The following is a 25719-nucleotide window of genomic DNA, read 5'->3' on the forward strand; positions in this document are numbered from 1 at the left end:
CAGGATCAGACGGACAGGGGTCAGGAGGACGGCTGAGCAAGGCTCCAGGCAGCGCGGACCTGATCGCGGAAAACGCGGGTAAGGCGCCCCATCTCGGCTTGCGCTTGCGCGTCGAACCCCTGACCGCTCGCCATGCGCGCCAGCGTCTGGTTTCCCGCTTCAAGCAACAATGTCCGCGCAAGCGGCAACGCGTCGTCTTCGCCGATCAGAAAGTTGCCATAGCTCCAGCCCAACAGGATGCGATGGATATGATCGGGACGGAACGCCGCGCGCGAGTCCGCATCGGCACGCGCGAACCACAGGCGCGCCTTCGCTGCATTCCCTTCGCGGCCGAGGAACCCCGCGAGACTGCTCGCGGTCTGCGCGGCGATTTGCCCGCCCGCGGCGCCAAGCGCCCTGGCCGCGCCATAGTTTGTTTCCAACAGCGCAATCGCCTCGGCGTGGCGACCTGCACCGCCCAATGCAGCCCCCAAATTGTTGCGTGCCATCACCGCGCGAACATGGCCGGGGCCAAAGGCGCGTTCGGCATAATCCAGCACCTGGCGCTGGACATCGATCGCCTGACCCGTTTCGCCAAGGCGGACGAGCACGCTGGCAAGATTGGTCAGGATCGCGATCATCTCGTCGATATTGACGACGCCGGATGCCTTGATGACCTCTATCGAGCGGCCATACATCTCGGCGGCGGCTTCGATCTGCCCCGATTCCATCAGGACCAAGCCGAGATTGTTGTAGGCAAGCCCCGTGAAGTTGCTCGCTTCGCCGAAAAATCGCAGGCGGATCGCCAGCGCCTCGCGCGCCGCAGTTTCTGCCTCTCGATATTCCCCCGTTCGGACGAGCAGCACGCTTAGGCCCGAAAGGCTCTCGGCAAGATCGGGGCTATCGCCCTCCGCCCGGCGCATCGCCACGGTCTCACGCCAAAGCGCAAGCGACTCGGTCGTCCGGTTTTGCTGCTCCAGACAATGCGCCAATGCCTCGCGTGCGCGAATGCTCTGCGTGGCGCGCGACCCCATCAGCGCGTCCAGCCGCGCGACCGCGACCCGCAGCGTCGTTTCCGCTTCGGTCAGGCGTCCAAGCCGGGATAGTGCCGTTCCCTCCATCATCCGGAACACCGCGCCTTCGACCGTGTCGCCAGCCATTTCGACCGCGCGGCGCGCGAGTGGCAGGCCTTCGGCATGGCGTCCCTGCATCAACAGATTGTTGGCGCGGCGGCCGAGATAGCTGGCAAGCATTGGATCGCCGGGAAAAAGCGCCTCGGCTGCCGCGAGGGCCGCAACGAAAGCGGGCTCCGCCTCACCATGCCGACCGATCCGTTCGAGCGCGGCTCCGAGCATGAACTGGGCGACCATGCTCATCCCGCTCGCATCCTCGAACGTGGCGGCGATCGCAACGCCGCGTCTGGCGGTGGCCACCGCCTCCTGCACACGCCCGGTCTCGCCCATCACCAGCGACCACATTGGGATCAGCATCACACACGGGCGCAGTTCCTCAGGCGCGGCCCCGTCGCCGCCGTTAGCTGCAACGCACGCCTTCACCGCGGGTTCGATCAGCGCGAGCGCCTTGCGCGCGTCGCCCGCATCCATCGCGGCGTCGAACTCCGGGCTGGTCTGGATGACATCGACCTCGACCACCGCCGGAGCAGCATCTTGGGCGGTCAACACGGCGGCGGCGAGCGCAAGCGGGTAGAGCATCATTTCCCCCTCGCAACGAGCCTCCTCCTCTAGACCGCTCAATACAAGGTACAAGCGCGAGGCCACGCCGCGCAATTTAGTATCATTTGACACCAAATGGGCGTCGGGTGTAATGCCTCCTCAACTTACGGAGGCTGCGCGCATGACCGACCCGACCAATCCCCTGGGCCTCAACGGCTTCGAGTTCGTCGAATTCACCTCGCCCGATCCCGACGCGATGGCACGCCAGTTCGAACAGCTCGGCTTCGTCCCCTCGCACCGCCACCCGACCAAGAACATCACCCGCTTCAAGCAGGGGCGCATCAACCTGATGCTCAACCGCGACGAGAGCGGCCGCGTCGCCGAGTTCCGCGCGGCGCACGGCCCCTCGGCCAGCGCGATGGCGTTCCGCGTCGCCGATCCGGTAGTCGCGATGGAGTGGGCACTGAAGAACGGTGCGGAGCGCACCGCCGAGGACGATACCTGCATCATCGGCATCGGCGGATCGTACCTCTACTTCATCCAGGACGGCACCGACCTCTATGCCGATTGGGAGGAAATCCCCGGCTGGCAGCAGGCGGAGGCGGACAATAATGTCGGGCTCGACCTGCTCGACCACCTCACCCACAATGTCCGGCGCGGCCAGATGCGGGTGTGGTCGGAGTTCTACAAGACGCTGTTCGGCTTTGAAGAGCAGAAGTATTTCGACATCAAGGGCCAGGCGACCGGCCTGTTCAGCCAGGCAATGATCGCTCCGGACAAGGCGATCCGCATCCCGCTGAACGAGAGCCAGGACGACAAGAGCCAGATCGAGGAGTTCATCCGCGAATATAAGGGCGAGGGCATCCAGCATCTCGCGCTGACGACCCCGGACATCTTCGACACGGTCGAGCGGCTGCGCGCGCGCGGCGTGAAGCTGCAGGACACGATCGAGACCTATTACGAGCTGGTCGACAAGCGCGTCCCCGGCCATGGCGAAGACCTGGAGCGGCTGCGCAAGAACCGCATCCTCATCGACGGCAATGTCGGCGACGAGGGCATTCTTCTGCAAATCTTTACCGAAAACATGTTCGGTCCGATTTTCTTCGAGATCATTCAGCGCAAGGGCAATGAAGGATTCGGCAACGGCAACTTCCAGGCACTTTTTGAGTCGATTGAACTCGATCAAATCCGTAGAGGGGTGATCAAGGTCGACGCATAACGAGGTTGGAGAGGAGAGCCGGGTCAACCGGCCTCAACCTTCCGAAGGGGGAAGGAACGCAGGAGGATGAGGGAGGCGGCCATAGGCCGCCCCCTCATCCGACTACTCGCCAGAGCGCGCTTTAGGGTCTGACCTATGACCGACTATTTCCCGGGTTTCGGCAATCACGTATCGACCGAGGCGGTCGCGGGCGCGCTCCCGATCGGGCGCAATTCGCCGCAGCGCCCTGCTTACGGTCTCTATGCCGAACAGCTCTCTGGCACCGCCTTCACCGCGCCGCGTCACGAGAATCGCCGCAGCTGGCTCTACCGGATGCGCCCGAGCGCCGAGCATCCGCCCTTTGCACCCTATGAATCCGCCACGCGTTTCGTGCCGCAGCCGGATGCAGCACCGCTTTCGCCGAACCGGTTGCGCTGGGGTCCGATCGCCGATCCCGCGCCGGGCACCGACCTGATCGACGGCATGACCAGCATGCTCGTCACCCGCGACCCCGCCGATCTCGAGGGCGTTGCGGTGCATCTCTATGCCGCCAACGCCGATATGGACCGCCGCGTCTTCTTCGACGCGGATGGCGAACTGCTGTTCATCCCCCAAGCCGGACGGCTGACACTGCTGACCGAGCTGGGGCGGATCGACATCGCCCCCGGCCAGATCGCGCTGATCCCGCGCGGCGTGCGCTTCCGGGCGCTGCTGCCGGACGGCAGCGCGCGCGGCTATGTTGCGGAAAATTACGGCGCGCTGTTCCGGCTGCCCGACCTTGGCCCGATCGGCGCCAACGGCCTCGCCAATCCGCGCGATTTCGAGACCCCGGCGGCATGGTACGAAGACCGCGACGAGCCGTTCGAGGTGGTCCAGAAGTCGCTCGGCCGGCTCTGGACCACGACGATCGACCATAGCCCGCTCGATGTTGTCGCCTGGCACGGCAACCTCGCGCCGTGGCGCTATGACCTGTCGCGGTTCAACACGATCAACACGGTCAGCTTCGACCATCCCGACCCGTCGATCTTCACCGTCCTCACCTCGCCCAGCGACGTGCCGGGCAGGGCGAACGCCGATTTCGTGATCTTTCCGCCGCGCTGGATGGTCGCCGAAGACACGTTCCGCCCGCCCTGGTTCCACCGCAACGTGATGAGCGAGGCGATGGGCCTGATCCACGGCGCATATGATGCCAAGGCCGACGGCTTCGTCCCGGGCGGGCTGTCGCTGCACAATTTGATGGCTGGTCACGGCCCCGATGTCGCCAGTTGGGACGGCGCGAGCAACGCCGAACTAAAGCCGCAGAAGATCGACGGCACGATGGCGTTCATGGTCGAAACGTGCTGGCCCTATCGCCCGACCGCGCATGCGATGACGACCGCGCAGCCCGATTACGACGCGGCCTGGGCGGGCTTTCCGAAGGCGCAGCTGCCGCAGTGAGGAAGTACCCAACATCCGTTTGTGCTGAGCTTGTCGAAGCACGATCCCCGTCAAACAGCTGCATGGCACGGCCCTTCGACAGTGAAAGGGTGAAACGTCCCCCGGACGTTTCAGCCCATGCCGGGGGCATGGGCGACCCTTTCACCAGGGCAAACGGCGTTGGTTGAACGCCTCACCACCACCCCGCCCGGCGTCCGGCTCGGCCCGCTTGACCTGATCGCCGACCGCACCGCGCGCAACTTCGTGCTGGAGATGAAGGCCGGGCGCTTCCATGGCTTTGCAGTCCGCAGCGGGGACGCGGTGTCCGGCTATGTCGATCGCTGCCCGCATATGGGGCTGCCGCTCGCGCAGCAGCTCGACGCCTATCTCACCGGCGAAAACAACATGATCCAGTGCAGCTGGCACGGCGCGCTGTTCCGGATCGAGGACGGGATGTGCGTCGGCGGCCCGTGTACCGGCGCGGCGCTCAGCCCGTGGCCGCTCGAAGTCCGCGACGGCGCAATCTATACCGCTTAGGCGGCGGCGACGTCGTTATCCGCCGGGATCGGCGCGGGGACACCCTGTCCCATCAGCGCATCGGTGAACAGTCCGCGCCACCACACGACATCCTCGGCCTCGACATTGTCCATCATCGACCGCCAGCGCCGCTTGCGCTCGTCAAGATCCATGCGCAGCGCCTGCATGATCGCATCCGACACCTCGTCCGCGCTGTACGGATTGACCAGCACCGCGTCCTTGAGCTGCGCAGCGGCCCCGGCGAAGCGCGACAGAATCAGCACGCCGGGATCCTCGGGATCCTGCGCCGCGACATATTCCTTCGCGACCAGGTTCATCCCATCGCGCAGCGGCGTCACCAGTCCGATCCGCGCCGCGCGGTAGATCCCCGCCAGCACATCGCGCGGATAGCCCTGATTGACGTAGCGGATCGGCACCCAGTCGGTGTCGGCATAGGCGCCGTTGATCTGCCCGGACAGCCCCTCGAGCGCGGTGCGGATCTTCTTGTAGCTCTCCACCGCCCCGCGCGAAGGCGGCGCGATCTGGAGCAGGAACACTTCCTTGCGCTCCTCGGGATGCTCGGCGAGGAAGCGTTCGTACCCGGCGAAGCGCTCTTCCAGTCCCTTGGAATAATCGAGCCGATCGACCCCGACGATCATGTCGCGTCCGACCGCGCTGTCGCGCATCCGGCGATACGCCATCTTGGCGGCCGGGCTCGCCGCCCCCTCAACGAACTCCTTGCAGTCGATCCCGATCGGCGCGACGATCGCGCGCAGCCGCCGCTCGCCGAGCACCAAGGTGTCGCCCTCGATCGTCGCACCCAGTTCATAGGTCGCATAGTCGCGGAACGACTCCAGCCATTCCTGCGTGTGGAACCCGACCAGGTCATAGGCGAACATTGTCCGCACCAGTTCCTGCGCCTCGGGCATCGTCGCCAGCAGGCGGCGGGGTGGCCAGGGGATGTGGAGGAAGAAGCCGATGCGGTTCTTGACGCCGCGGTCGCGCAAGCACTGGCCGAGCGGGAACATGTGATAGTCCTGCACCCACAAAATGTCCTCGCCCTCGACCAGCGGGCGCAGCGTATCGGCGAAGCGTTCGTTCACACGCTGGTAGCCGCCGGCAAAGCCCCGCTCATATTCGGCAAGGTCGATGCGATAATGGAACAGCGGCCACAGCGTGCGGTTGGCGTAGCCGTTATAATATTCCTCGATATCCTGCGGCTCGAGGTCGACCGTCGCGGTGGTCACGCCCTGCGCGCGCTGGAAATTGATCTGGCCGGTAAACTCATCCACCGTCTCACCCGACCAGCCGAACCAGATGCCGCCGAACTCGCGGATCGCTGCCTGCAGCGCGACGGCGAGGCCCCCCTGCGCACCAGCGTGCGAATCCTTGGGTGCAGACACACGGTTGGAGATGATGATCAGGCGGCTCATCGGATGGCGCTCCACGGTTTGCTCAGCAGGACGGCGCAGTTGATCATGCCGACCAGCGAGTAGGTCTGGGGGTAATTCCCCCACAATTCCCCGGTCACGGGGTCGATATCCTCGGACAGCAGACCGGCGGCGGTGCGCCGGTCGAGCATTTCGGCGAACAGCGCGCGCGCATCGGCGTCGCGGCCGGTGAAGTGCAGCGCCTCGATCAGCCAGAAAGTGCAGACGTTGAACGCGGTCTCGGGAAGGCCGAAATCATCCTCGGTCGCGTAGCGCAACATATGACTACCGCGCCGCAGTCCTTGTTCGACCGCATCAAGCGTGCCGCGGAACCGGTCATCATCGGGTGACATGAAGCGCATGTCGAGCAACTGGATCAGGCTGGCGTCGAGATCGTCGCCGCTGAAGGTCGCCGACATGCGATTGGTGTCGGGCCGCCACGCGGCTTCCTCAATCGCACGGCGCATCCGGTCGGCGCGCTCTTGCCAGACGCTGCGCTCGCTCTCCATTCCCAGCCGCTCGGCAGCGTTGGCGAGCCGGTCGCACGCCGCCCAGCACATTGCCGCAGAATAGGTGTGGACGCTTTGCCGCGTGCGCAGCTCCCACAGCCCGGCATCGGGCTTGTCGAACAGCTCGACCGCGCGTTCACCGACCCGCGCCAGCGCCTCGAAATCCTCGCGCCCGGCCATTCGGAACAACCGCTGGTCGAAGAATGCCTGCACGTTGGACAGCACGATCTGGCCATAGGCATCGTGCTGGACCTGCTCATAGGCCTGATTGCCGACCCGGACCGGACCCATGCCGCGATAGCCCGCAAGGCGCGGCGCCTCGCTCTCGATCAGCACGCTCTCGCCCTGCACGCCATAGAGCGGCTGGATATGCCCGCCCTTGGCCTGATCGACGATGTTGCGCAGATAGGCGAGATAGCCCTCCAGCACGTCGAGCGCGCCGACGCGGTTCAGCGCCTGCACAGTGTAATAGGCGTCGCGGATCCAGCAGTAGCGATAGTCCCAGTTGCGCCCGCTGTTCGCATGCTCGGGGATCGAGGTGGTCAGCGCGGCGACGATCGCGCCGGTTTCCTCATGCTGGCACAGCTTGAGCGTGATCGCGCTGCGGATCACGACATCCTGCCACTCGAACGGCGTCGCGAGGCCGCGTGCCCAATTTTGCCAGTGATAGCGGGTATAGTCCGCCATCTCGTCGACGGTCGTCGCGAGGTTGCCGGCGAAACTCTCATCCGGGCCGAGGAAGAAGTGCAGTGGGCGTTCGACCCGGAAACAAAGCTCGTCCTGCAACAACCCGACGGGGGCATTAGTGGAGAGGCGCAGCTGAATTCCGTCAAGCAGATAGCGGATGTGGTTGGACCCGGCCGTGGTCAGCACCGCCGGATCCCCCCAGTTGCGCGTCGGGCGCAGCCGCACGCAAATGCGCGGCGACCCCGCCACCGGGCGCACGATCCGCGCAAACGCGACCGGCCGGTACATCCGCCCCAGCCGCTCGAAGCGCGGACAAAAATCGGTGATCTCGATCGCGCTGCCGTTGCTGTCGGTCATCCGCGTGACCAGGATCGGGGTGTTGGTCAGATAATGCTGCTCAACGCTGGCGCAGTCCTCCAGGTCGATGCCCCACAGCCCGACCGCATCGTCGGAACGCGGGTCCCGCCCGTCGAGCAGCGAGGAAAACAGCGGATCACCGTCCACCTTCGGTGCGCACGCCCAAACGAAGCGCCCGGAACGGTCGATCAGCGCGCTGACCTGACAATTGCCGATCGGCCACAGGTCGAGATTGGGCTTCATGCTGCGTCCTTCGCAATCGTTTCAAGCCAACGCAGGGCGGTCGCGACATCAGGCACACGATAGACCGCCTCGGTTGCCCGCGCGGTGCCGACCAGTACCCCTGCCCCGCCCAGCCGCGCGACGGTGGCAAAGCCCGGCTCGTCGGTCAGGTCATCGCCCAGAAACATCGGGCGCGACCCGGCAAAGGGCATCGCCACCATCAACGCGGCGATCGCCCGGCCCTTGTCGCCCGGCGCCCGCAATTCGAAGACCATTTTGCCGCGTTGGAGCGTCAGGCCGGTGCTGGTCGCCAGTTCTTCCGCGAGCGCACGGCATGCCACTTCGGCATCGGGGACGCCGCGATAGTGCAGGCCGACGCCGAGCGGCTTGATTTCAACCACCAGCCCGGGGAGCGTATCGGCGAGCGCATTGAACTGTGTTGCGACGTCATCGAGCGCGACCGGGCGCTCGGGCACTTCCGCATGTTCGAGACCGCGCAGCTCCGCGCCGTGACTGCCGACGATCGGGCAGTCGAGGCCGCCGAACAGCGCATCGATCTCCGCCGCACCGCGCCCGCTGACGATCGCGACACGCCCGTCAAAGCGCGCGACCAGCCGCGCGACCAGCTGACGGAGCGGTGCATCGACCGCGACCGCATCGGGGCGAGGGGCGATCTCGACCAGCGTTCCGTCAAAGTCGAGGAACAGGCTGGCGCCATCGGCCAAATCGGCGGGAGGCGGCGCCAGCAGCGCCGCCGTGTTCGGTTCCATGAGCTCGGGCATCGACAAGGCAATGCATCCGGAACGCAATCGTTCCGAAATTTCTGCTGCATTGCGGCGGAAAGCCGGGCGGGGCTGTCCTACGCCAGTTCGCGCACCCGCGCCGGTTCGGGGTTGGAAAACTCCATCCCCTCATCAATCCCGCCGAACTTGAGGTCGATCAGGTCGAGCGTGTAATTCTGGTGCACCCGCCACGGGCGCTTGTCGCCCTGCTTGGGAAAGCGGTCGATCGCGCGCTGGACATAGCCGGAGGTGAAGCTGAGGAAATCCTCACGCGTCACATCCGCGCCGACGCGCGGCGTCGCCTGGCGCATCCCGCGCTTCTTCATCGTGTTGAGCAGGCGCGCGACATAGGCGCAGGTCAGGTCCGACTTCAGCGTCCAGCTGGCATTGGTATAGCCGAAGGACGAGGCAAGGTTCGGAATGTCCGAATACATCATCGCCTTGTAGCCAAGCGACTGGGCCGGCTCGACCCGCGCGCCGTCGACGGTGAACGGCACCCCGCCCATCAGCTGCAGGTCCAGCCCGGTCGCGGTGACGATCACGTCGGCGGGCAGCAGTTCGCCCGACTTGAGCCGGACGCCATCTGCCTCGAACCGCTCGATATGGTCGGTGACCACCGATGCCGCTCCCCCGCGGATCGCGGCAAACAGATCGGCATCGGGGACGAGGCAGATGCGCTGGTCCCATGGATTGTAGCTGGGGGTGAAATGGGTCGCGACGTCATAGTCCGGCCCGAGTTCATCGCGGACCATCTGCACGATCCGCTCCTTGGTCTGCTGCGGCTTCTTGCGCGCGATGCGATAGAAAAGCTGCTGCATCCCGACATTCTTGAAGCGGGTCAGGCGATAGGCGAGCTTGGCGGGCAGCTTCGCGCGAAGCCAGTTGGCGATGCCGTCCTCGCTCGGCCGCGACACGATATAGGTGGGCGAACGCTGGAGCATCGTGACGTGCGCCGCCGTCTTCGCCATTTCCGGAACCAGCGTCACTGCTGTCGCGCCCGACCCGATCACCACCACGCGCTTGCCGGCGTAATCCAGCCCCTCGGGCCAATGCTGCGGATGGACGATCGTGCCGGCGAAGTCTTCGTGCCCCTCGAACTGGGGCAGGTAGCCGGCGTCGTAGTTGTAATAGCCCGAGCACATGAAGAGGAAGTTGCAGGTGAACTCCACCCGCGCCCGCTCCGCCCCACGCTCGACCGTCACGCTCCAGCGCGCATCGGGGGTGGACCAGCTCGCGGCGACCACGCGGTGCTGGTGGCGGATGTGCTTGTCGATGCCATGTTCGCGCGCGGTGTCGTCGAGATAGCGCAGGATCGACGGCCCGTCGGCGATCGCCTTCGCCTGTGTCCACGGCTTAAAGCTGTAGCCGAGCGTGTACATGTCGCTATCGGAGCGGATGCCGGGATAGCGGAACAGATCCCACGTCCCGCCCAGCCGTTCGCGCCCCTCCAGGATCACATAGGAGCGGTCCGGGCAGTCGCGCTGCAGGAAATAGCCCGCGCCGATGCCGGATATCCCGGCACCCACCACCACCACGTCGAAATGCTCGGCCATCGCGCTCTCCTGAGCCAGATACTTACATGCGTGTAAGTTGAGCGCAATGGTGTCCGGGCGGCAGCGTCACTTCGCGGGCGGCACCTTCGCATTCTTCACATATTTGTCGAACCAGTCGAACATCTCAGCGAGGGTGTGCAGCACGGATTCGCGCCCGCGATAGCCATGGTCCTCGTGCGGCAGCATCACCAGCCGCGCGGTGCCACCGGTGCCCTTGACCGCCGCGAACATCCGCTCCGACTGTTCGGGGAAGGTGCCTGGATTGCTGTCATTCTCGCCATGGATGAACAGGATCGGCTCGTTGATCTTGTTCGCCGCCATGAACGGGCTGAGCCGGTAATAGGTGTCCGGCGTGTCCCAGAACACGCGCCGTTCCGACTGGAAGCCGAACGGGGTCAGCGTGCGGTTATAGGCACCCGATCGCGCGATGCCGGCACGGAACAGGTCGCTTTGCGCCAGCAGATGCGCGGTCATGAACGCGCCATAGCTGTGCCCGCCGACGCCCACGCGAACCCCGTCGCCAAAGCCGCGCTGCACGGTGAAGTCCACCGCCGCCTTGGCGCTCGCGACGATCTGTTCGATGAAGCTGTCATTGACCGTTTCCGGGTCGGCACCGACCACGGGCATCGCCGCCCGGTCGAGCACGGCATAGCCCTGGGTCAGGAAGAACAGATGCGACATGCCGCTGATGCGGGTGAAGCGATACGGGGAGTCGCGGTTCTGCCCGGCGGTCGCCGCATCATTGAACTCGCGCGGATAGGCCCAGACCACGACCGGGAGCGTGTCGCCTGACTTGTAGCCGGGCGGCAGGTAAAGCGTCGCGGTCAGATCGACGCCATCGGCGCGTTTGTAGGTGACCAGCTCACGCTGGATACCCGTCAGTTCGGGGTGCGGATCGGGGAAGTTGGTCAGGAAGCGCTCGGTCCCGCCCGCATGGAGCTTCAGATTCCCCGGATTGGTCGGGCTTTCATAGGAGGTGATGAAGCTGCGTCCATCGTCGGACACGACATCGACGACCGATTCGAGCTGTTCACCCGAATTGCGCCAAATCTCTTCGGTCTTGAGCGTAGCGAGATCGAAGCGGCGCAGGAACGGGCGCAGCCCATCGGGCGTCGCCCCTGCGCCCGACAGAAGCAGCTTGCCATCGCTGCTGCGCGCGACATCGAAACCGCTCCCGGTGACGGTCGTGAGCGGGCTGCCGGGGTCGGCATAGGCATCCTGCACGTTGCGGATGCTGAGCTGGCGTGGCGCGCTGGCACCCGTCACATCGACCAATGTCTCGCGCATTTCGCGGGTGTCGCGGTCATAGTCCTGCACGATGAGGTCATCCGACTTCTCGATCCCGGACATACCGGCAAGCCGGTCCTCGAGCCGCGCGAGCAGGCGGGGCGTGCCGCTGAACGGGGCAGCGAGCGCGAGCAGATTGTCGCGATTGGCGGATTTCACGCGCGGATCGCCGCCATCCTGCGCCTCGCTCCACAGCAGCAGAGCGCCTTCCGTCGGATGCCATTCGACGTTGCGGCGCCCGGTAACGACTCCCTGCACCGGCAGCGCATCGGCGAGCGGCTGCTTTGCGATCGTCTGCACCAGCTTGCCGTCGCGGGTGTAGACCGCGCTGGTCACCGGAAAACGGGTCCATGGCACCTGATAGGAGAAGGGCTGTTCGAGCCATTCCATCAGCAGGTACTTGCCGTCGGGCGACGCGGTGACCGAGGTATAGATGCGCGGAACGCCCACCGCGCGCCGGGTGCTGCCGTCCGCTGCGAGGATCACCGGCTGGCTGGTCGCGAGCCAGGCGAACATCGCCTCGTCATGCGGGTTTTGCAGCAGATCCTGATAGGTGCGCGTCTGCGCCGCCTTGCCACCTGCAGCATCCTGGATCGCCGGGCCGACCGGGGTCAACGAGCGGGTCGGCATCGGTCCGCGCTGTTCGGGGATGGTCAGCACCAGCAGCGATCCGTCGGCCAGCCAGCGCGCATTCTGGAAGATTGGGTTGACCCCGCCCGTCATCACCTTGCGTGCCTGCGCGGTCTTTGAATCGAGCACATAGAGGTCGATCGCACCTGCGCGAGTGTTGGTGAACACCAGCTTCGACCCGTCAGGCGCCCAGGCTACGTCCGAGATATCGGGGTCGGCCGGGAGGGCGACGCGGCGCACGGTACCGCTGGCAATGTCCTGCAGCGACAAGCCAACCGACGCGCGCGTGCCGTGGCGATCGTTGGTCGACGGGTCGAGCCGCAACCCCGCGAGCTTCTCCATCGGCTTGGCAAGATCGGCGACCGGCGGAAGCGCCACGCGCTCCATCAACAGCATCTGCTTGCTGTCCGGCGATACCGAGACGCCAGGGCTGGGCGCGCGGGTGACGATGTCGGTCACCGCCTGGGGCGGGGTCTGGTAGCCCTGTTGCGCGAGGGCCGGGGCGGCGAGCCCGACAGCGAGTGCGAATGACGAAATAACAACAAGCGATCGGTACATCGGGGACCCTCCGTTCCCCCCGCCTAGGCGCAACGCAGCCAATTGATCAACCGCATGCCGCGCCGGAATGTCGCTCCGCCGCTCAATAATCCTTCGAATATTTGAGACCCGCGCGCGATCCGCCGAACGATCCGGTGGCCGACAACAGGCTGAGCGCTCGGGTCAGCGCGATCTCGAGCTGGACCGCCGTATAGCCGCGCGCATCGGTGATGATCTCGACATAGATGTCGTCGGTCAGATACTGCCCCGCCGCGAGCGCCATGCCGCGCCCGGTGGTGTCGTCCTCACCCAGGATGCGCAGCCGGTCGATGCCCGCCGCCGACCGCAGCTGGCCGAGCGGGTTGAGACCGCCGCCAGCGGCACGCAGCGAGTTCAATGCGGCGGCCAGCTGGATCGCCTCGGTCGCGGACAAATTGGTGACCGAGCTGCCGAACAACAGGCGCGAAAGCACCTCGTCCTGCGGCAGGCTGGGGGTCGAGCTGAACGCGATGCGCGGCATTTGTCCGCTACCGCTGATGTTGATGTTCGCCGTTACCCCGTCGGCGGCAGTGGTCGCACCGATGTTGATCTGCGGATCGGCGAGCGGGCCGCCCTCGAAGCTGACGATGCCTCGGGTCAGTTCGAACCGCCGGCTGGCAAAGCTGTAGGTACCGCGCACCACCCGCGCCTCGCCCGTGACGATCGGTGCTGTGGAGGTGCCGGTCACCTGCATCCGCGCGCTCCATTCGGACTCGAGGCCCATGCCCGACACGAACAGGCGATTGTCGGCGACGATGCTGACATTGAGGCGGAAGATGCCCGCCGGTTTGATGCGGGTCGGGCGCTTGCCGTCCTCGGTCAGCTCGCTCTTGCGATAGACACCGGTGAGTTCGGGCACCTCGGCGGCGCCCTGACGGATGATCTGGTAGCGCGCCTCGGGGATGATGATCCGCCCCTCGATCAACCCGCCGTCGAGGCCGTTGGTGATGCGGAGCTGCCCCGTCGCGGTCGCGCCGAGCGCGTTGCTGCGGGCGAGGCGCGCGTTGCGGAAGCGCGCCGTGATATCGACCGGGAAACCCTGTTCCGCCGAAAGCCCGATCGTCCCTGACGCGCTCACCCGACCGCTGCCCGCGACCGCCTCGAGCTGCCCGATTTCCAGCGTATCGTTGTCGAACTGCCCGGTGACGGTCATCTGCGACAGCCGCGTGCCCCAGGTCTCGTTCTCATAGGTCAACTTCTCGCCGCGCAGCTGCCCGGTGAGCTGCGGCGCACGGACCTGACCCGAGAAATCGGCAGCGACAGCGACCGGCCCGGACAGGCTCTGATTGGGGAACCCGGCCATCGAGAACAGCACCGAGGACGGCCCGTTATAGCGGATGCCGCCGGACAGCGGCGCCGCCATCAGGCGCGTGGTCCAGCTGCCCGCGCCCGGGCCCAGCGGCTGGAGGCTCGCCACCATCCGCCCGATCGTGGTCGGTCCGCGCTTGATCAGCGCGCGCGCGTCGCCGCCATCGGGCAACAGCCGTCCGACGAAGCTGATATCGACCGGCGAAGACACGCCGCCGAGGCTCGACCGGGTGAAGTTGCTGACGTTGAGCCGCGCGATCGCCTGCGGGAACGTCGCGTCGCTGGCCTGGCTGAAATCGAGCGCGCCAGTGACCGTGCCGCCCAGCCCAGCTGTACGCGACAGGGCATTGGCGAGCGACAGATCGAGCTTGTCGAGCCGTGCCTGAATGCGCATCGCCTCGCCCCAGCTGCCCGACAGCCGCATGCTGCCCCGATCGAAATCGATCCGTGCCGGGGCGAGCGTATAGGTCGACCCGGCAATGGCGATCTGCGCCGGTTGCGCGGTTTTGAAGCCGATATTGTTGGCGTTCCCGGACAGCGCGACGCGCCACAGTTCCGGCTCGAACCGCGCATTGGCGGCGATACGGAACGGCACCGCCGAGGATCCTTCGGCGAACGCCTGCGCGCTGCCCTTGCCGCCGCGATAGTCGATCTTCGCCCGCGCGCGGCTCAGCGTGAACTGTGCGTTGCGCAAGTTCGCGACCTGCGCCTCGCCGGTGATCGCCGGGGCGTCGTCATAGAGGATCGCGGTTCCGTTGATGATCGCGCGGCCGATCGTGAGCTCCATGTCGCCGGGAATCTTGGCGTTGTTCGCAGTCGCACGCACCACCGCCTGCTGATACTGGCCCGCCGCCGACAGATCGATCGCACCGTCCAGCCCGGACCCGGCAAAGGTGAGGTCGCCATCGAACGGCCCGGCTGCAGTCTGGACCAGCTGGCCCTTGAAATCCGCCCCGGCAAAGCGCCCGGCGCGCACGTCGATCGCCAGCCGTTCGCCGGTGCGCACCAGCACATCGGCGGTGAACGGGCCATAGCTCGTCTCACCCTTGGCATCGACGGCATAGGCGCCATTGTCGCCAACGATCCTCGCTTCCAGATCGGTAAGGCCCACGCCCACGCCCGGTCGCGGCGCGCGCAGGTTCACCACGGGCCGCGTCAGGCTGCCGGTTACCCGCGCCGACAACGGACCATAGGCGTTGGACCAGGCATCTGCCGTCAGGCTGAGCGGCCCGGCGGGGTCGTAGCGGCCCGAGCCGCGGATCACGCGGAACAACGGCGCGGCGACCTTCAGATCACTGAACCGCACAATCCCGTCCGGCCCGAAATCGAGCGAGACGCGCGCAACGGCATTGCCGCCGAGGAAGCTGCGCACCCCGTCGTTGAACAGCCGCGTGCTGCGCCCGACGATCCGGCCCTTGATCCCCCAGCCACCGCCAGCAGCAGCATAGAGATCGGCGTCGGTCTCCAGATTGACGATGCCGATGCTGTCGATCTGGTAATCGTTGACCCGCCCCTTGAGCGCGCCGGTGTAACGCCCGGTGCTCATGTCCGCGGCGAGGATCGCGGTGGCGTCGATCCGGTCGGAGCGGATGCGGAGGTTCTCCGACAAAATCTGGTCGCCGGTAATCGCGAGATCGCCCGCCAGCGTGACATTGGTCAGCAATCCGCCCGCAGCGGCGTTGAGGCCGGAAATGCGCGCCGCCTGTGCCTTGACCGGGATCAGGATGCGATCGGCATTCACCGTCGCCAGCCCCTCGGCATAGAGCCGTTCGACCACCGTCTCGCCAAAGCCGAGCGCGGCAGCGCGCAGCTTGTAATCAACCGTCGGCGTGGCGAACGGGCCGTTGAGCGCGACTTCGCCTGCCACCGACCGGCCATTGAGATTCGGCGCAATCGCGCCGGGGGTCAGCAGCATTGCCTCGACCCGGAACTGGTCGAAGCGGCTCTGCCCCAGGTCGATCGTGCCGCTGGTCATCAGCGCCATCGCCTTTGACCGCAGCCGCAGCCGTGTGTCGGCGCGCCGCTGGTCGAGCGATGCATCGAGCGCGACCTGCATTCCGCCTGCGGTCAGCCGCTCGACTGGTCCCTGGAGATACAGGCCCGGCTGGGTCGTGCCACGCACCTGAACTGCGCCGTTGCGCGCGGCGATGCGCAGATTGGCGAGTTCACCCGCACCGAGCCGCCCGATCGCGCGCCCCTGCCAGTTCGACCAGCTTCCCGTGCCACGCACGCGCACCGCGAGCGGCGCTTCGAGTCCGGCGAGCCCCGCGACCAGCCCGCCGACCGGCGCTGTCAGATCGGCGCGCAGATCGAGCTTGTCGTCATCGGGCACCGCATCCAGCACCAGCGCGAGCGCGTCACCCCCGGTCCGTCCCAGCGTGCGGCCATTGACGATCACCCGTGCGCGGCGGTCCGCGATCTTCGCTTCCGCCGTAAGCGTCGCGATGTGGCGCTGCCCCGCGACCGGCGCTTCCAGCACCAGCCGGTCGATGTTCAGCCGAGCGATATCGATATCGAGATCGGGCAGCATCGGCGCATTGGGGTCGCCACCGGGCTCGAGCTCGGGCAAGCGCGCCACGCGCACTAGCGGGCTGGTCGCCGAGCGCACATCGACATGATTGTTGAGAAACGCGAACGGCCGCCAGTCGACCGCAACCCGTGGCGAGGTCGCGAACACACCCTTGGGGTCGCTGACCCGCACATCGCGCAGCACCATCGCGCCATAGATCGATCCTTCGATCCGCCCGACCTTGATGTTGAGACCCGACGCAGTGGTGTAGCCCGCCAGCCGATCCGCGATGAAGCGATGTCCGACCCCGGTATCCAGGATCGCGACCGCAGCGAGCAGCAGCGCGACCAGACTGGCCAGCCCGATCGCGGTCCATTTCGCCACGCGCTGCCAGATCGGGGCACGCTCGACGATCACCGTCGTCTCCGGCGTCTGCGCGGGCGTATCCTCAGCCATCAGAATGCTTGCCCGATCGAAATATAGAGCGCGACCTTGCTCTCGCCCGGCTTGCGCGCGATCGGGGTGGCGACGTCCAGCCGCATCGGGCCGAAATTGGTATAGAAGCGGCCGCCGATGCCCGCGCCAAAGCGCAGCCGGCTCAATTGCGGCAGCGACTCCTCATACACCTGCCCGGCGTCGAGGAACGGCACGATCCCGAAATTGCCGAAGCGATAGCGCGCCTCGACCGCGAATTCGTTGAAGCTGCGCCCGCCAACCGGCTTGTCGTCCGGGGTACGCGGTCCAAGCTCCTGATAGCCAAAGCCGCGCACCGATCCGCCGCCGCCGGCATAGTAACGCCGCGACGGGGCGAGGTCATTGCGGTCGATCCCCTGGATCGTCCCGAACCGCGCCCGGCCCGCCAGCACGATGCTGTCAGTCACCGGCTGGTAGATCGTTCCTTCCACCTGTCCACGGACATAGGGCCGCGCGGCGCCGCGCACCGAGGCCTCAGGGCTGACGTTCAGCTTCAGCCGCCAGCCGCGCGTCGGGTTGAGCAGGTCGTCGGACTGATCCCAACCCGCGAACAACGGCAGCGCGGCGATGAAGTAAAGTCCGCGCTCGCGCGCGCCACGGGTAAAGTCGAACCGATCCTCGCTCGTCCCGACCAGCTCGACGCCATAGGCGTAGGTCAGTTTCTTCTGCCAGATCGGCGTCGAATCATAGGAAACCCGCGCCGACAGCGTGCCGGTCAGGCCGGTAAACGCCTCAACGTCGGAGCGCAGCGCAGAGGCGACGATCTGGAAGGTGCGGTCGCGCTGCCCGGCATTGGATCGGCGGAAGGTCGCCGACGCGCCCTGTTCCTGCGTACCGAGTACGCCGGTCGCGATCAGCGCGCCTTCGGGCGGGAACAGGTTGCGATGCGTCCAGCTGACCTCGGCCCGGAAGCCCTGCCCCGTGCTGAACCCGACTTCGCCGGCCAGCGTGCGCGGCGGCCCCTTGGCCTGACGGACCAGCAGGTCGACCGCCTCGGTCCCGTCGGCATTGGCCTCGCCAGTCTTCACCGGCTCGACCGAAACGGTGGAGAACAGGCTGGTCGCGATCAGCGCGTCGCGCAAATCATCGACCTTGCGGCTATCGTACAGCTCGTCGCGGTCGAACCGCGTCAGCACATCGATATGATCGGGCGTGAATACCGCGTCGCCCTCGGTCCGGATCCCGCGAAAGCGCGCGCGCGGCCCGGTAGTGACGGGCAAGGTATAATCGCCGGTGCGCGTCGACTCATCCAGCAGGATGTCGCGCTGGCCGACCTCGGCAAAGGGGTAGCCATTTTGCGGCAGCGCGACGCTGACCGCCGCCTCCGCCGCCTGCACCCGCACCGCGTCGATGGGCTCACCGGTGCGCAGCTTGAGATTGTCGGCGATCAGCGTCGGCGGCAGCGTCGGATCGGCCTCGACCCGGATTTCGCCGAATTTGTAGAGCGGCCCGGGCACCGCCGCGATCGTTGCGGTCACCGGACGATCGCCCTGCGGCGTCTGTTCGATCGACGAGATGGCCGTCGCGTCGTAATAGCCGAGCGACTTCATCAGCCGCACCGCCAGCCCTTCATCCTCGCGCGCCCGCGCCCCGATGATCGCGGCGTTGGCCGCAACCCCGTCGCCATCCTCCAGCGCGGAGAGGTCGCGGAACTGATCCTCAAGATCGATTTCATCGAGCCCGGTGACGCGCGTGGCGTAGCGGATTTCGACTGCCGCCTCGTCATTGCCCGCGACCGGTTCGGCAATCGGGGTCGTGTCGAATTCCGCGAGCGGTGGCAGCGGCGCGGCGATCTCCGCTTCGGTCCCGGCATCATCGAGCGGCGGGGCATCCTCGATCGGCTCGACCGGAGCGATCGGCGGCGCCTGCGGCGTCATCTGCTCGAGCGGCGCATCCATGTCGTCGGACAGCTGCGGCAGCGCCTCGGAGAATTCATCGTCGGGGACGATCGGCTTTGCGTCCTGCGCGGGAACAGTGCGCTCGGCTTCGCGCTCCAGCGTCTTCGGATCCCCGGCAGGCGCACCCTGCCCCGGCTTGCCTACGCCACTATCGATCTGCGCCACCGCGACGCCCGGAACGAACGCAGCGCTTGCCAACAACAGGATTACCACACGCACGCCCGAAATAGTCCCGCCTCCCGATGGGATCGCGCCATGTTCAGACAGCACGTACCCCGACCGCTAGCGCAACGTGCCAGCGGGCGGAAGGTTCAATGGCTTAGCCGCGTGCTTTCGCCTTCGCGCGAAATGCATGCAGCAGCGGCTCGGTATAGCCACTCGGCTGGGAGACGCCGTCGAACACCAAAGCCCGTGCCGCCTGCAATGCGAGACTGTCGGGATCGCCGACCATCGGGCGATAAAGCGGATCGCCCGCATTCTGCGCATCGACCTTCGCCGCCATCCGCGCGAACGCCGCGTCCACATCCGCCGCCGTGGCGACGCCATGGAGCAACCAGTTGGCGATATGCTGCGAGGAAATGCGCAGCGTCGCGCGGTCCTCCATCAGGCCGATATCGTGAATGTCGGGCACTTTGGAGCATCCCACGCCCTGATCGATCCAGCGCACGACATAGCCAAGAATGCCCTGCGCGTTATTGTCCAGCTCGCGCGCGACCTCTTCCTCCGTCCAGTTCCGCCCCTGTGCCACCGGGATCGTCAGCAGCGGGGCCAGCGGCGGGATCGCCTCGCCCACAATCTCCCGCTGACGCGCGAAGACATCGACCTTGTGATAGTGCATCGCGTGCAGCGTCGCGGCGGTGGGCGATGGCACCCAGGCGGTGTTCGCGCCGCTCAGCGGATGGACGATCTTCTGGTCCATCATGTCGGCCATGCGGTCGGGCGCGGCCCACATGCCCTTGCCGATCTGCGCCCGGCCCGACAGCCCGTGCTTGAGGCCGACGCGGACATTGCGGTCCTCATACGCCTTGATCCAGCGACAGGCCTTCATCTCCGCCTTGGGGATCATCGGCCCGGCGCGCATCGACGTGTGGATCTCGTCCCCGGTGCGGTCGAGGAAGCCGGTGTTGATGAAGGCGATGCGGCCCTGCACCGCATGGATGCACGCGGCGAGGTTGGCGCTGGTGCGCCGCTCCTCGTCCATCACGCCGACCTTGATCGTGTGGCGGGCGACGCTCAGCAGATCCTCGACCGTGTCGAACAGGTCGTTGGTGAAGGCGCATTCGTCTGGCCCGTGCATCTTGGGTTTGACGATATAGATGCTGCCGGTGCGGCTGTTGCGCGCGCGGCCCAGCCCCTTGAGGTCGTGCAGTGCGATCGTGCTGGTGACAATCGCGTCGAGGATACCCTCGGGTGCCTCCGCGCCATCGATGTGGATCGCGGGGTTGGTCATCAGGTGGCCGACATTGCGCACGAACAAGAGGCTGCGGCCGGGTAGCGTCAGGTCGCTCTGGTTCGGCCGCTGATAGACGCGGTCAGCGGCGAGTTCGCGGGTCAGCGTCTTGCCACCCTTGTCGAACGTCTCGGTCAGGTCGCCGCGCATCAGGCCCAGCCAGTTGGCATAGGCCGCAACCTTGTCATCGGCATCCACCGCCGCGATCGAATCCTCCAGATCGACGATCGCGGTGAGCGCGCTTTCGAGCAGCACATCGGCGATCCCCGCCGGATCACTCGCGCCGATCGGGTGGCTGCGGTCGACCAGCACCTCGATGTGCAGGCCGTGATGGGCGAACAGCATCGACTCGCCGCGCGTCCCGACGAACTGGCCCGGATCGGCGAGCGGCAGGTCGCCACCTGAAAAATCAGCCCAGCGCATCCCGGTCAACGGCACCGCTTCGTCAAGGAACGCCTTCGCCGCCGCGATCACCTGCGACCCGCGTTCCGCGTCATAGCCACCGGCCTTCGCCAAACCGGGCAGCGCATCGGTGCCGTACAGCGCATCGTACAGGCTCCCCCACCGGGCATTGGCGGCGTTGAGCACGAAGCGGGCATTGAGCGCGGGGACGACGAGTTGCGGCCCCGCCAGCGTCGCGATCTCCGCATCCACGTCGCGCGTGCCGATGGTAAAGTCGCCCGGCTCCGGCACCAGATAGCCGATCGCGCGCAGGAACGTCTCCTGCGCCGCCGGATCGGCTGCGCGCAGCGGGTCCGCCGCGCACCATGCATCGATCTGTGCCTGAAGGTCCTCGCGCCGTGCCAGCAGGTCGCCGTTGCGCGGGGTAAAGCGCGCGAAAATCTCCGCCGCACCCGCCCACCAATCGTCCGCCGCGATCCCCAGCGGCGGCAACACCCGCTCCTCGACGAACCGGACGAGCGGCTCGGCGACGGACAGGCCGGCGCGAATCTGGGTGGCGGTCATGGAATCCTCCTGGCTAGCAACATCGACTGCCCTGGGGAGGGATGGCTCGATTAGGCGAGAACAGGGGGCCGGATCAAGCGCCTAGAATCGCTTTCAATTAGACGGCACCGGCCCGCTCCCCCACCCGGCCACCCAACGCCAGTGTATTCTATGGGTGGCCCGGTGGGGGAGCGGGCCGGTGCCGCTTCAGCGAAGCTGAAAACGAGTCTAGAATCCCGGCGAGATCGCGGCTGCCGCCGCCTCGACGCGTTCGAGCATCTTGCGCAGTTGCGCCTGCTCCTCGTCGTTGAGGCTGGCGAAGATGCGACGTTCGAACTCGAGCGCCTGGGGCGCGATCTGGCGGTAGAGCGCCCAGCCCTCCGCGCTGAGGTCGAGCAGATGCGAGCGCTGGTCGTCGGGATTGGGGGTGCGCGTTACCAGCCCGCGCTCATGCAGCGAAATCGCCGCGCGGCTGACCGTCACCTTGTCCATCTGGGTGCGGCCGCACAGCGCCTGCTGGCTCATCGAGCCGAACTCGGCGAGCACCGTCAGCAGCCGCCATTCGGGGATGCGCAGCCCGAACCGCGCCTGATACGCGCCCGCAATCGTCCCCGACACGCGGTTCGATGCGACCGAGAGCCGATAGGGCAGAAAGGCGTCGAGCTTGAGTGTTGCAGTCATAGGACAGTGATGGCGCGATCAGTCAGGCGATGCAATGTTAGCAATGCTTCATTGCGCAAAAGGGGGCGGAGGGGGACAGGAAATGTCGCCTCAAGCTCTTCTTAGCCCTCTCCCGCTTGCGGGAGAGGGTTGGGTGAGGGTTTTCTTGTTCTTCCCAGCGACGGCGCATCGCAGAACCAAAAAAGAAGAAGACCCTCCCCAACCCCTCCCGCAAGCGGGAGGGGCTAAGATGAGGCCTAGACTGAAACCCGCGTCAGGCGCGGCGACAGCAGGTGGATCGCCCCGACTGCGAGGAAATAGACCACGGTGCAGGCCGCGAAGATCAGCGTGTAATTGCCATCAGTGGCATCGAGCACGAGGCCGGTCGACTTGGCCATGATCATGCCACCGACACCGCCGCAAAAGCCGCCAAGCCCGATCACCGATCCCACTGCGCGCTTCGGGAACATGTCCGGCGGCAGCGACAGCAGGTTGGTCGAGAATGCCTGATGCCCGGCAAGCGCCAGCCCGATCAGCGCGACCGCCAGCCACATATTCTCAAGCTGCGTCACGAACAGCAGCGGGAGGACACAGCAGCCCGCGATGATCATCGTCACCTTGCGCGCGGCGTTCGGGGTCCAGCCCTTATGGATCAGGTTCGACGACAGCCACCCGCCCGCGATGCTGCCGACATCCGACAGCAGATACATGACGATCATCGGCAGCAGCACGACCTTGAGGTCGACATTGTACGTGCTGGCGAAATATTTGGGCAGCCAGAACAGCATCAGGAACCAGACCGGGTCGGTCAGGAACTTGGCCACCGCGAACGCCCAGGCCTCGCGCAGCCGCACGACGCGGCTCCAGCCGATCTTCTGGATCTGCTCGGGCGGATCATGCTCGATCCAGGCGAGCTCGCCCTCGCTGACCTTGCCGGTTTCGCGGGGGTTGCTGTAGAATTTGAGCCACAGCACCAGCAGCACGACGCCGAACAGGCCCGAATAGATAAACGTCTCGCGCCAATCGAGACCGAGCCAGGTCATGAAGACCCACAAGGTCGGCGCGGTCAGGATCACACCGATCGTGGTCGCGGAGTTGACCCAGCCGATCGCATAAGCGCGTTCCTTTTGCGGGAACCACTCGCTGCTTGCGCGGACGACCGCCGGGAAATGCCCCGCCTCACCCACGCCCAGCACAACGCGCGCCGCCATGAACGAGGCGACGGTGCTGGCAAAGCCGTGCATCACATGGCCGACGGTCCACACGCCGATCGCGATGGCATAGCCGATCTTCGGCCCGAACCGGTCGACCATCCAGCCCATGAAGAGAAAGCCGAGCGCGTAGGCCGCCTGAAACGCGGTGACGATGTTGCCATAGTCATTCTCGTTCCAGCCCAGCTCCTTGCCCAGATCGGGGGCAAGCAGGCCCAGCATGGTGCGGTCGATATAGTTGACGGTGGTCGCGAAGAAGAGGATCGCGATGATCATCCATCGATAGCGCCCGGTGCGGGGCACCGGCCCCGCGCGGGGTGATTCGCCGCCGGTTTCGGCCTGCGTCGCGTTCATCCATACTCTCCCTAAGCGGCGGGTCTGGCGGCCTCGATCGTGCAGCTCACCCGCATGGTTCCGAACGTGGCAGTAACCTGCGCGTTTGGCGATACCTCATGGACGCCGGTGACGGCGCCCGACGAAATCCACTGCCCCGGCCGCAACGCGATACCGCGCGCCGCCAGCGTTTCGAACAGGAAGCGCGCCGCGCCGACCGGTCCGTCGAGCATCGTGCGTGCAGCCGCCGCGCCGATCTCGACCCCGTCGATGCTCAGCGTCACCGGCCAGTCGAGAAAGCCCGAATTGCGCCAGTCGGGGATGGCGTCGCCAACCACCAGCCCGTGATTATTGCCGAAGTCCGAAATCGTGACGAGCGGCCCATGCGCGTTGATGCCCGGAAAGGGAGAGCTGGCGATTTCAAGTCCGACATGGACCGCGTCGATCAGGTCGGCGGCCTCGTCCAGCGTGTAGCTGGTCTTGGCAGGATCGGGCGCGGTGCCGATGCGCAGCAGAAACTCCGCCTCCGCCGCGCCAAAGCCTTCGCCGAAAATCGGCATCGCGGGTGCCGGGTCACCGTGCTGCACGAAGCCCGTGAAGATCGGCCCGGCGAGCCGGTTTGTGCCCAGCTGCCCGTCGAGCGGCGGATTGATCCGGCCGACCTTCCACCCGGCGACCTCGCCACCGGTCAGCGCGAGCGCGCGGTCCTGGATCGCATAGGCGTCGGCGAGCGTGGCGGGCACGGTGCCGGGATATTCGGGGAGGCCGCGTGCATCGCGGCGCGCGGCGACAAAAGCCTCCGCAATGACGTTCAGGTCGCTCATCCACCCCTCGCTTCTATTCTTGGCCGCATCGCTAATGGAAACCGGTGTCAATGGCAAGACATCGGTTACCCGGATCATAAATTTGCCCGATAGCCTGCGAAAGCAGCGTGTTGCAACGTCGCCCGATCAACCATCGCCGCGGCCCGGCCCCGGCGCGTCGCCGCGCCGCTTCCGAAACCGGTGTCACCCATCCCGGAGCGCACCGATTGGCGGCGAGCCGGTTGCGCGCTATGCACACGCGATGAAGAAAAGCGCTCAGGCGACGATCAACGATGTCGCGCGGCTCGCCGGGGTTTCAAAGAAAACCGTCAGCCGCGTCATCAACCGCTCCACCCTGCTCAACGAGGAGACGCGCGAGCGGGTCGAGAAGGTCATCGCCGAAATCGGCTATGTCCCCAACCCTCAGGCGCGCGCGCTGGCGCTGCGTCGCAACTTCCTGATCGGGCTGATCCACGACAACCCCAACCCGCACATGGTGCTCAACGTGCAGCAGGGGTTGCTGGAGGTGCTGCGCGATACCGAGTTCGAACTGATCGTCCATCCGGTCGACCGCGGATCGCCGACGATGCTCGACGATATCCGCCGCTTCCTCGAGCGCCAGCGCCCCTATGGCGTGATGCTGCTGCCGCCGATCTGCGAGAATGATTCGATCGCCGATCTCTGCAGCGAGATCGGCACCCGCTATGTCCGCATGGGTTCGGCATCGTTCGACGACCCCGAACATATGGTCGCGTCGAACGATCGCGAGGTCGTGCGCGGCGCAGTCGGGCATCTGGTCGAGATGGGGCATCGCCGCATCGGCCTGGTCCTCGGCCCGCACGGCTTCCGCTCGGCATTCGAACGCAGTCAGGGCTATGAGGCCGCACTCGACGATGCCGACATTCCGGTGCAACGGACGCTGATCGCGCAGGGTGATTATACGTTCGAATCGGGGATGCGCGCGGCCGAGCGGCTGCTCGACCTGTCGCCGCGCCCGACCGCGGTGTTCTGCTCCAACGACGCGATGGCGGCGGGCGTGCTGCACACCGCGCGCCAGCGCGGGTTGGACGTGCCACGCGACCTGTCGATCGTCGGTTTCGACGATACCACCATCGCCTCCTATCTCTGGCCGCCGCTGACCACCGTCCGCTGGCCGATCGCGACAATGGCGCGCGCCGCCGGCCTGAAACTGATCGGCGATGGCGAGGATGAGGAAAGCGCCGAGTCGCTGTTCGTCTCGACCCTGATCCGCCGCGCCTCGGTCGCGCCGCCGGGGGAGTGAGCTTGGTCGCCCGCTCGCCAGTTCAGGAGAG

Annotated in this window: 16 protein-coding genes; 4 read left to right on the forward strand and 12 right to left on the reverse strand. The window is 66.3% G+C overall.

The genetic code is table 11. From position 1 onward, the window contains the following. Window positions 1-20 precede the first annotated feature (20 nt). Window positions 21-1691 (reverse strand): tetratricopeptide repeat protein, encoded by a 1671-nt coding sequence (locus K9B35_RS16715; protein ID WP_224923119.1) that lies wholly within the window; start codon window positions 1689-1691, stop codon window positions 21-23. Window positions 1692-1833: 142 nt separating this feature from the next. Between K9B35_RS16715 and hppD the strand changes: the two genes are divergently transcribed. The 3 genes from hppD (at window position 1834) to K9B35_RS16730 (ending at window position 4803) form a co-directional block, all read left to right on the forward strand. Further along, on the forward strand, window positions 1834-2871 hold the full coding sequence (gene hppD, locus K9B35_RS16720) for a 4-hydroxyphenylpyruvate dioxygenase (protein WP_224923120.1): 1038 nt from the start codon (window positions 1834-1836) through the stop codon (window positions 2869-2871). A 135-nt stretch (window positions 2872-3006) separates the two neighbouring features. Further along, the gene (gene hmgA, locus K9B35_RS16725; protein ID WP_224923121.1) at window positions 3007-4287 is read left to right on the forward strand and encodes a homogentisate 1,2-dioxygenase; all 1281 of its coding nucleotides are present in this window, start codon (window positions 3007-3009) and stop codon (window positions 4285-4287) included. Between the two features lie 117 nt (window positions 4288-4404). Continuing rightward, complete coding sequence (locus tag K9B35_RS16730) at window positions 4405-4803, forward strand: Rieske (2Fe-2S) protein (RefSeq protein WP_224923122.1); 399 nt, start codon at window positions 4405-4407, stop codon at window positions 4801-4803. Here K9B35_RS16730 and K9B35_RS16735 read toward each other — a convergent pair. The 11 genes from K9B35_RS16735 to K9B35_RS16785 form a co-directional block, all read right to left on the reverse strand. Next, window positions 4800-6215 carry an alpha,alpha-trehalose-phosphate synthase (UDP-forming) gene (locus K9B35_RS16735; protein WP_224923123.1) on the reverse strand — a complete coding sequence of 472 codons (1416 nt, stop codon included), beginning with the start codon at window positions 6213-6215 and terminating at the stop codon, window positions 4800-4802. The genes K9B35_RS16730 and K9B35_RS16735 overlap by 4 nt on opposite strands. After that, the gene (locus tag K9B35_RS16740) at window positions 6212-8008 is read right to left on the reverse strand and encodes a glycoside hydrolase family 15 protein (protein WP_224923124.1); all 1797 of its coding nucleotides are present in this window, start codon (window positions 8006-8008) and stop codon (window positions 6212-6214) included. The genes K9B35_RS16735 and K9B35_RS16740 overlap by 4 nt, the downstream gene beginning before the upstream one ends. Continuing rightward, window positions 8005-8769 (reverse strand): trehalose-phosphatase, encoded by a 765-nt coding sequence (otsB, locus tag K9B35_RS16745; RefSeq protein WP_224923125.1) that lies wholly within the window; start codon window positions 8767-8769, stop codon window positions 8005-8007. The genes K9B35_RS16740 and otsB overlap by 4 nt, the downstream gene beginning before the upstream one ends. A gap of 77 nt (window positions 8770-8846) precedes the next feature. Continuing rightward, window positions 8847-10322 (reverse strand): flavin-containing monooxygenase, encoded by a 1476-nt coding sequence (locus K9B35_RS16750; protein ID WP_224923126.1) that lies wholly within the window; start codon window positions 10320-10322, stop codon window positions 8847-8849. Between the two features lie 66 nt (window positions 10323-10388). Then, window positions 10389-12797: a S9 family peptidase gene (locus K9B35_RS16755; RefSeq protein WP_224923127.1), complete on the reverse strand. Its 2409-nt coding sequence runs from the start codon at window positions 12795-12797 to the stop codon at window positions 10389-10391. Between the two features lie 82 nt (window positions 12798-12879). After that, entirely contained in the window at window positions 12880-17088 is a 4209-nt protein-coding gene (locus tag K9B35_RS16760; RefSeq protein ID WP_224923128.1) for a translocation/assembly module TamB domain-containing protein, read from the reverse strand. Next, window positions 17088-19223 (reverse strand): BamA/TamA family outer membrane protein, encoded by a 2136-nt coding sequence (locus tag K9B35_RS16765; RefSeq protein WP_224923129.1) that lies wholly within the window; start codon window positions 19221-19223, stop codon window positions 17088-17090. The genes K9B35_RS16760 and K9B35_RS16765 overlap by 1 nt, the downstream gene beginning before the upstream one ends. Before the next feature lie 100 nt (window positions 19224-19323). Next, window positions 19324-21420: a malate synthase G gene (locus tag K9B35_RS16770; protein WP_224923130.1), complete on the reverse strand. Its 2097-nt coding sequence runs from the start codon at window positions 21418-21420 to the stop codon at window positions 19324-19326. Window positions 21421-21627: 207 nt separating this feature from the next. Then, complete coding sequence (locus tag K9B35_RS16775; RefSeq protein WP_224923131.1) at window positions 21628-22080, reverse strand: MarR family winged helix-turn-helix transcriptional regulator; 453 nt, start codon at window positions 22078-22080, stop codon at window positions 21628-21630. Window positions 22081-22316: 236 nt separating this feature from the next. After that, on the reverse strand, window positions 22317-23624 hold the full coding sequence (locus tag K9B35_RS16780; RefSeq protein ID WP_224923132.1) for an MFS transporter: 1308 nt from the start codon (window positions 23622-23624) through the stop codon (window positions 22317-22319). 11 nt (window positions 23625-23635) lie between these two features. Further along, window positions 23636-24427 carry a 2-keto-4-pentenoate hydratase gene (locus K9B35_RS16785; RefSeq protein ID WP_224923133.1) on the reverse strand — a complete coding sequence of 264 codons (792 nt, stop codon included), beginning with the start codon at window positions 24425-24427 and terminating at the stop codon, window positions 23636-23638. Between the two features lie 241 nt (window positions 24428-24668). Between K9B35_RS16785 and K9B35_RS16790 the strand changes: the two genes are divergently transcribed. Next, the gene (locus tag K9B35_RS16790) at window positions 24669-25688 is read left to right on the forward strand and encodes a LacI family DNA-binding transcriptional regulator (RefSeq protein WP_224923134.1); all 1020 of its coding nucleotides are present in this window, start codon (window positions 24669-24671) and stop codon (window positions 25686-25688) included. Window positions 25689-25719 lie beyond the last annotated feature (31 nt).

Source organism: Sphingomonas sp. R647 (assembly GCF_020177055.1).
In the GTDB taxonomy this organism is placed as follows: domain Bacteria; phylum Pseudomonadota; class Alphaproteobacteria; order Sphingomonadales; family Sphingomonadaceae; genus Sphingomonas.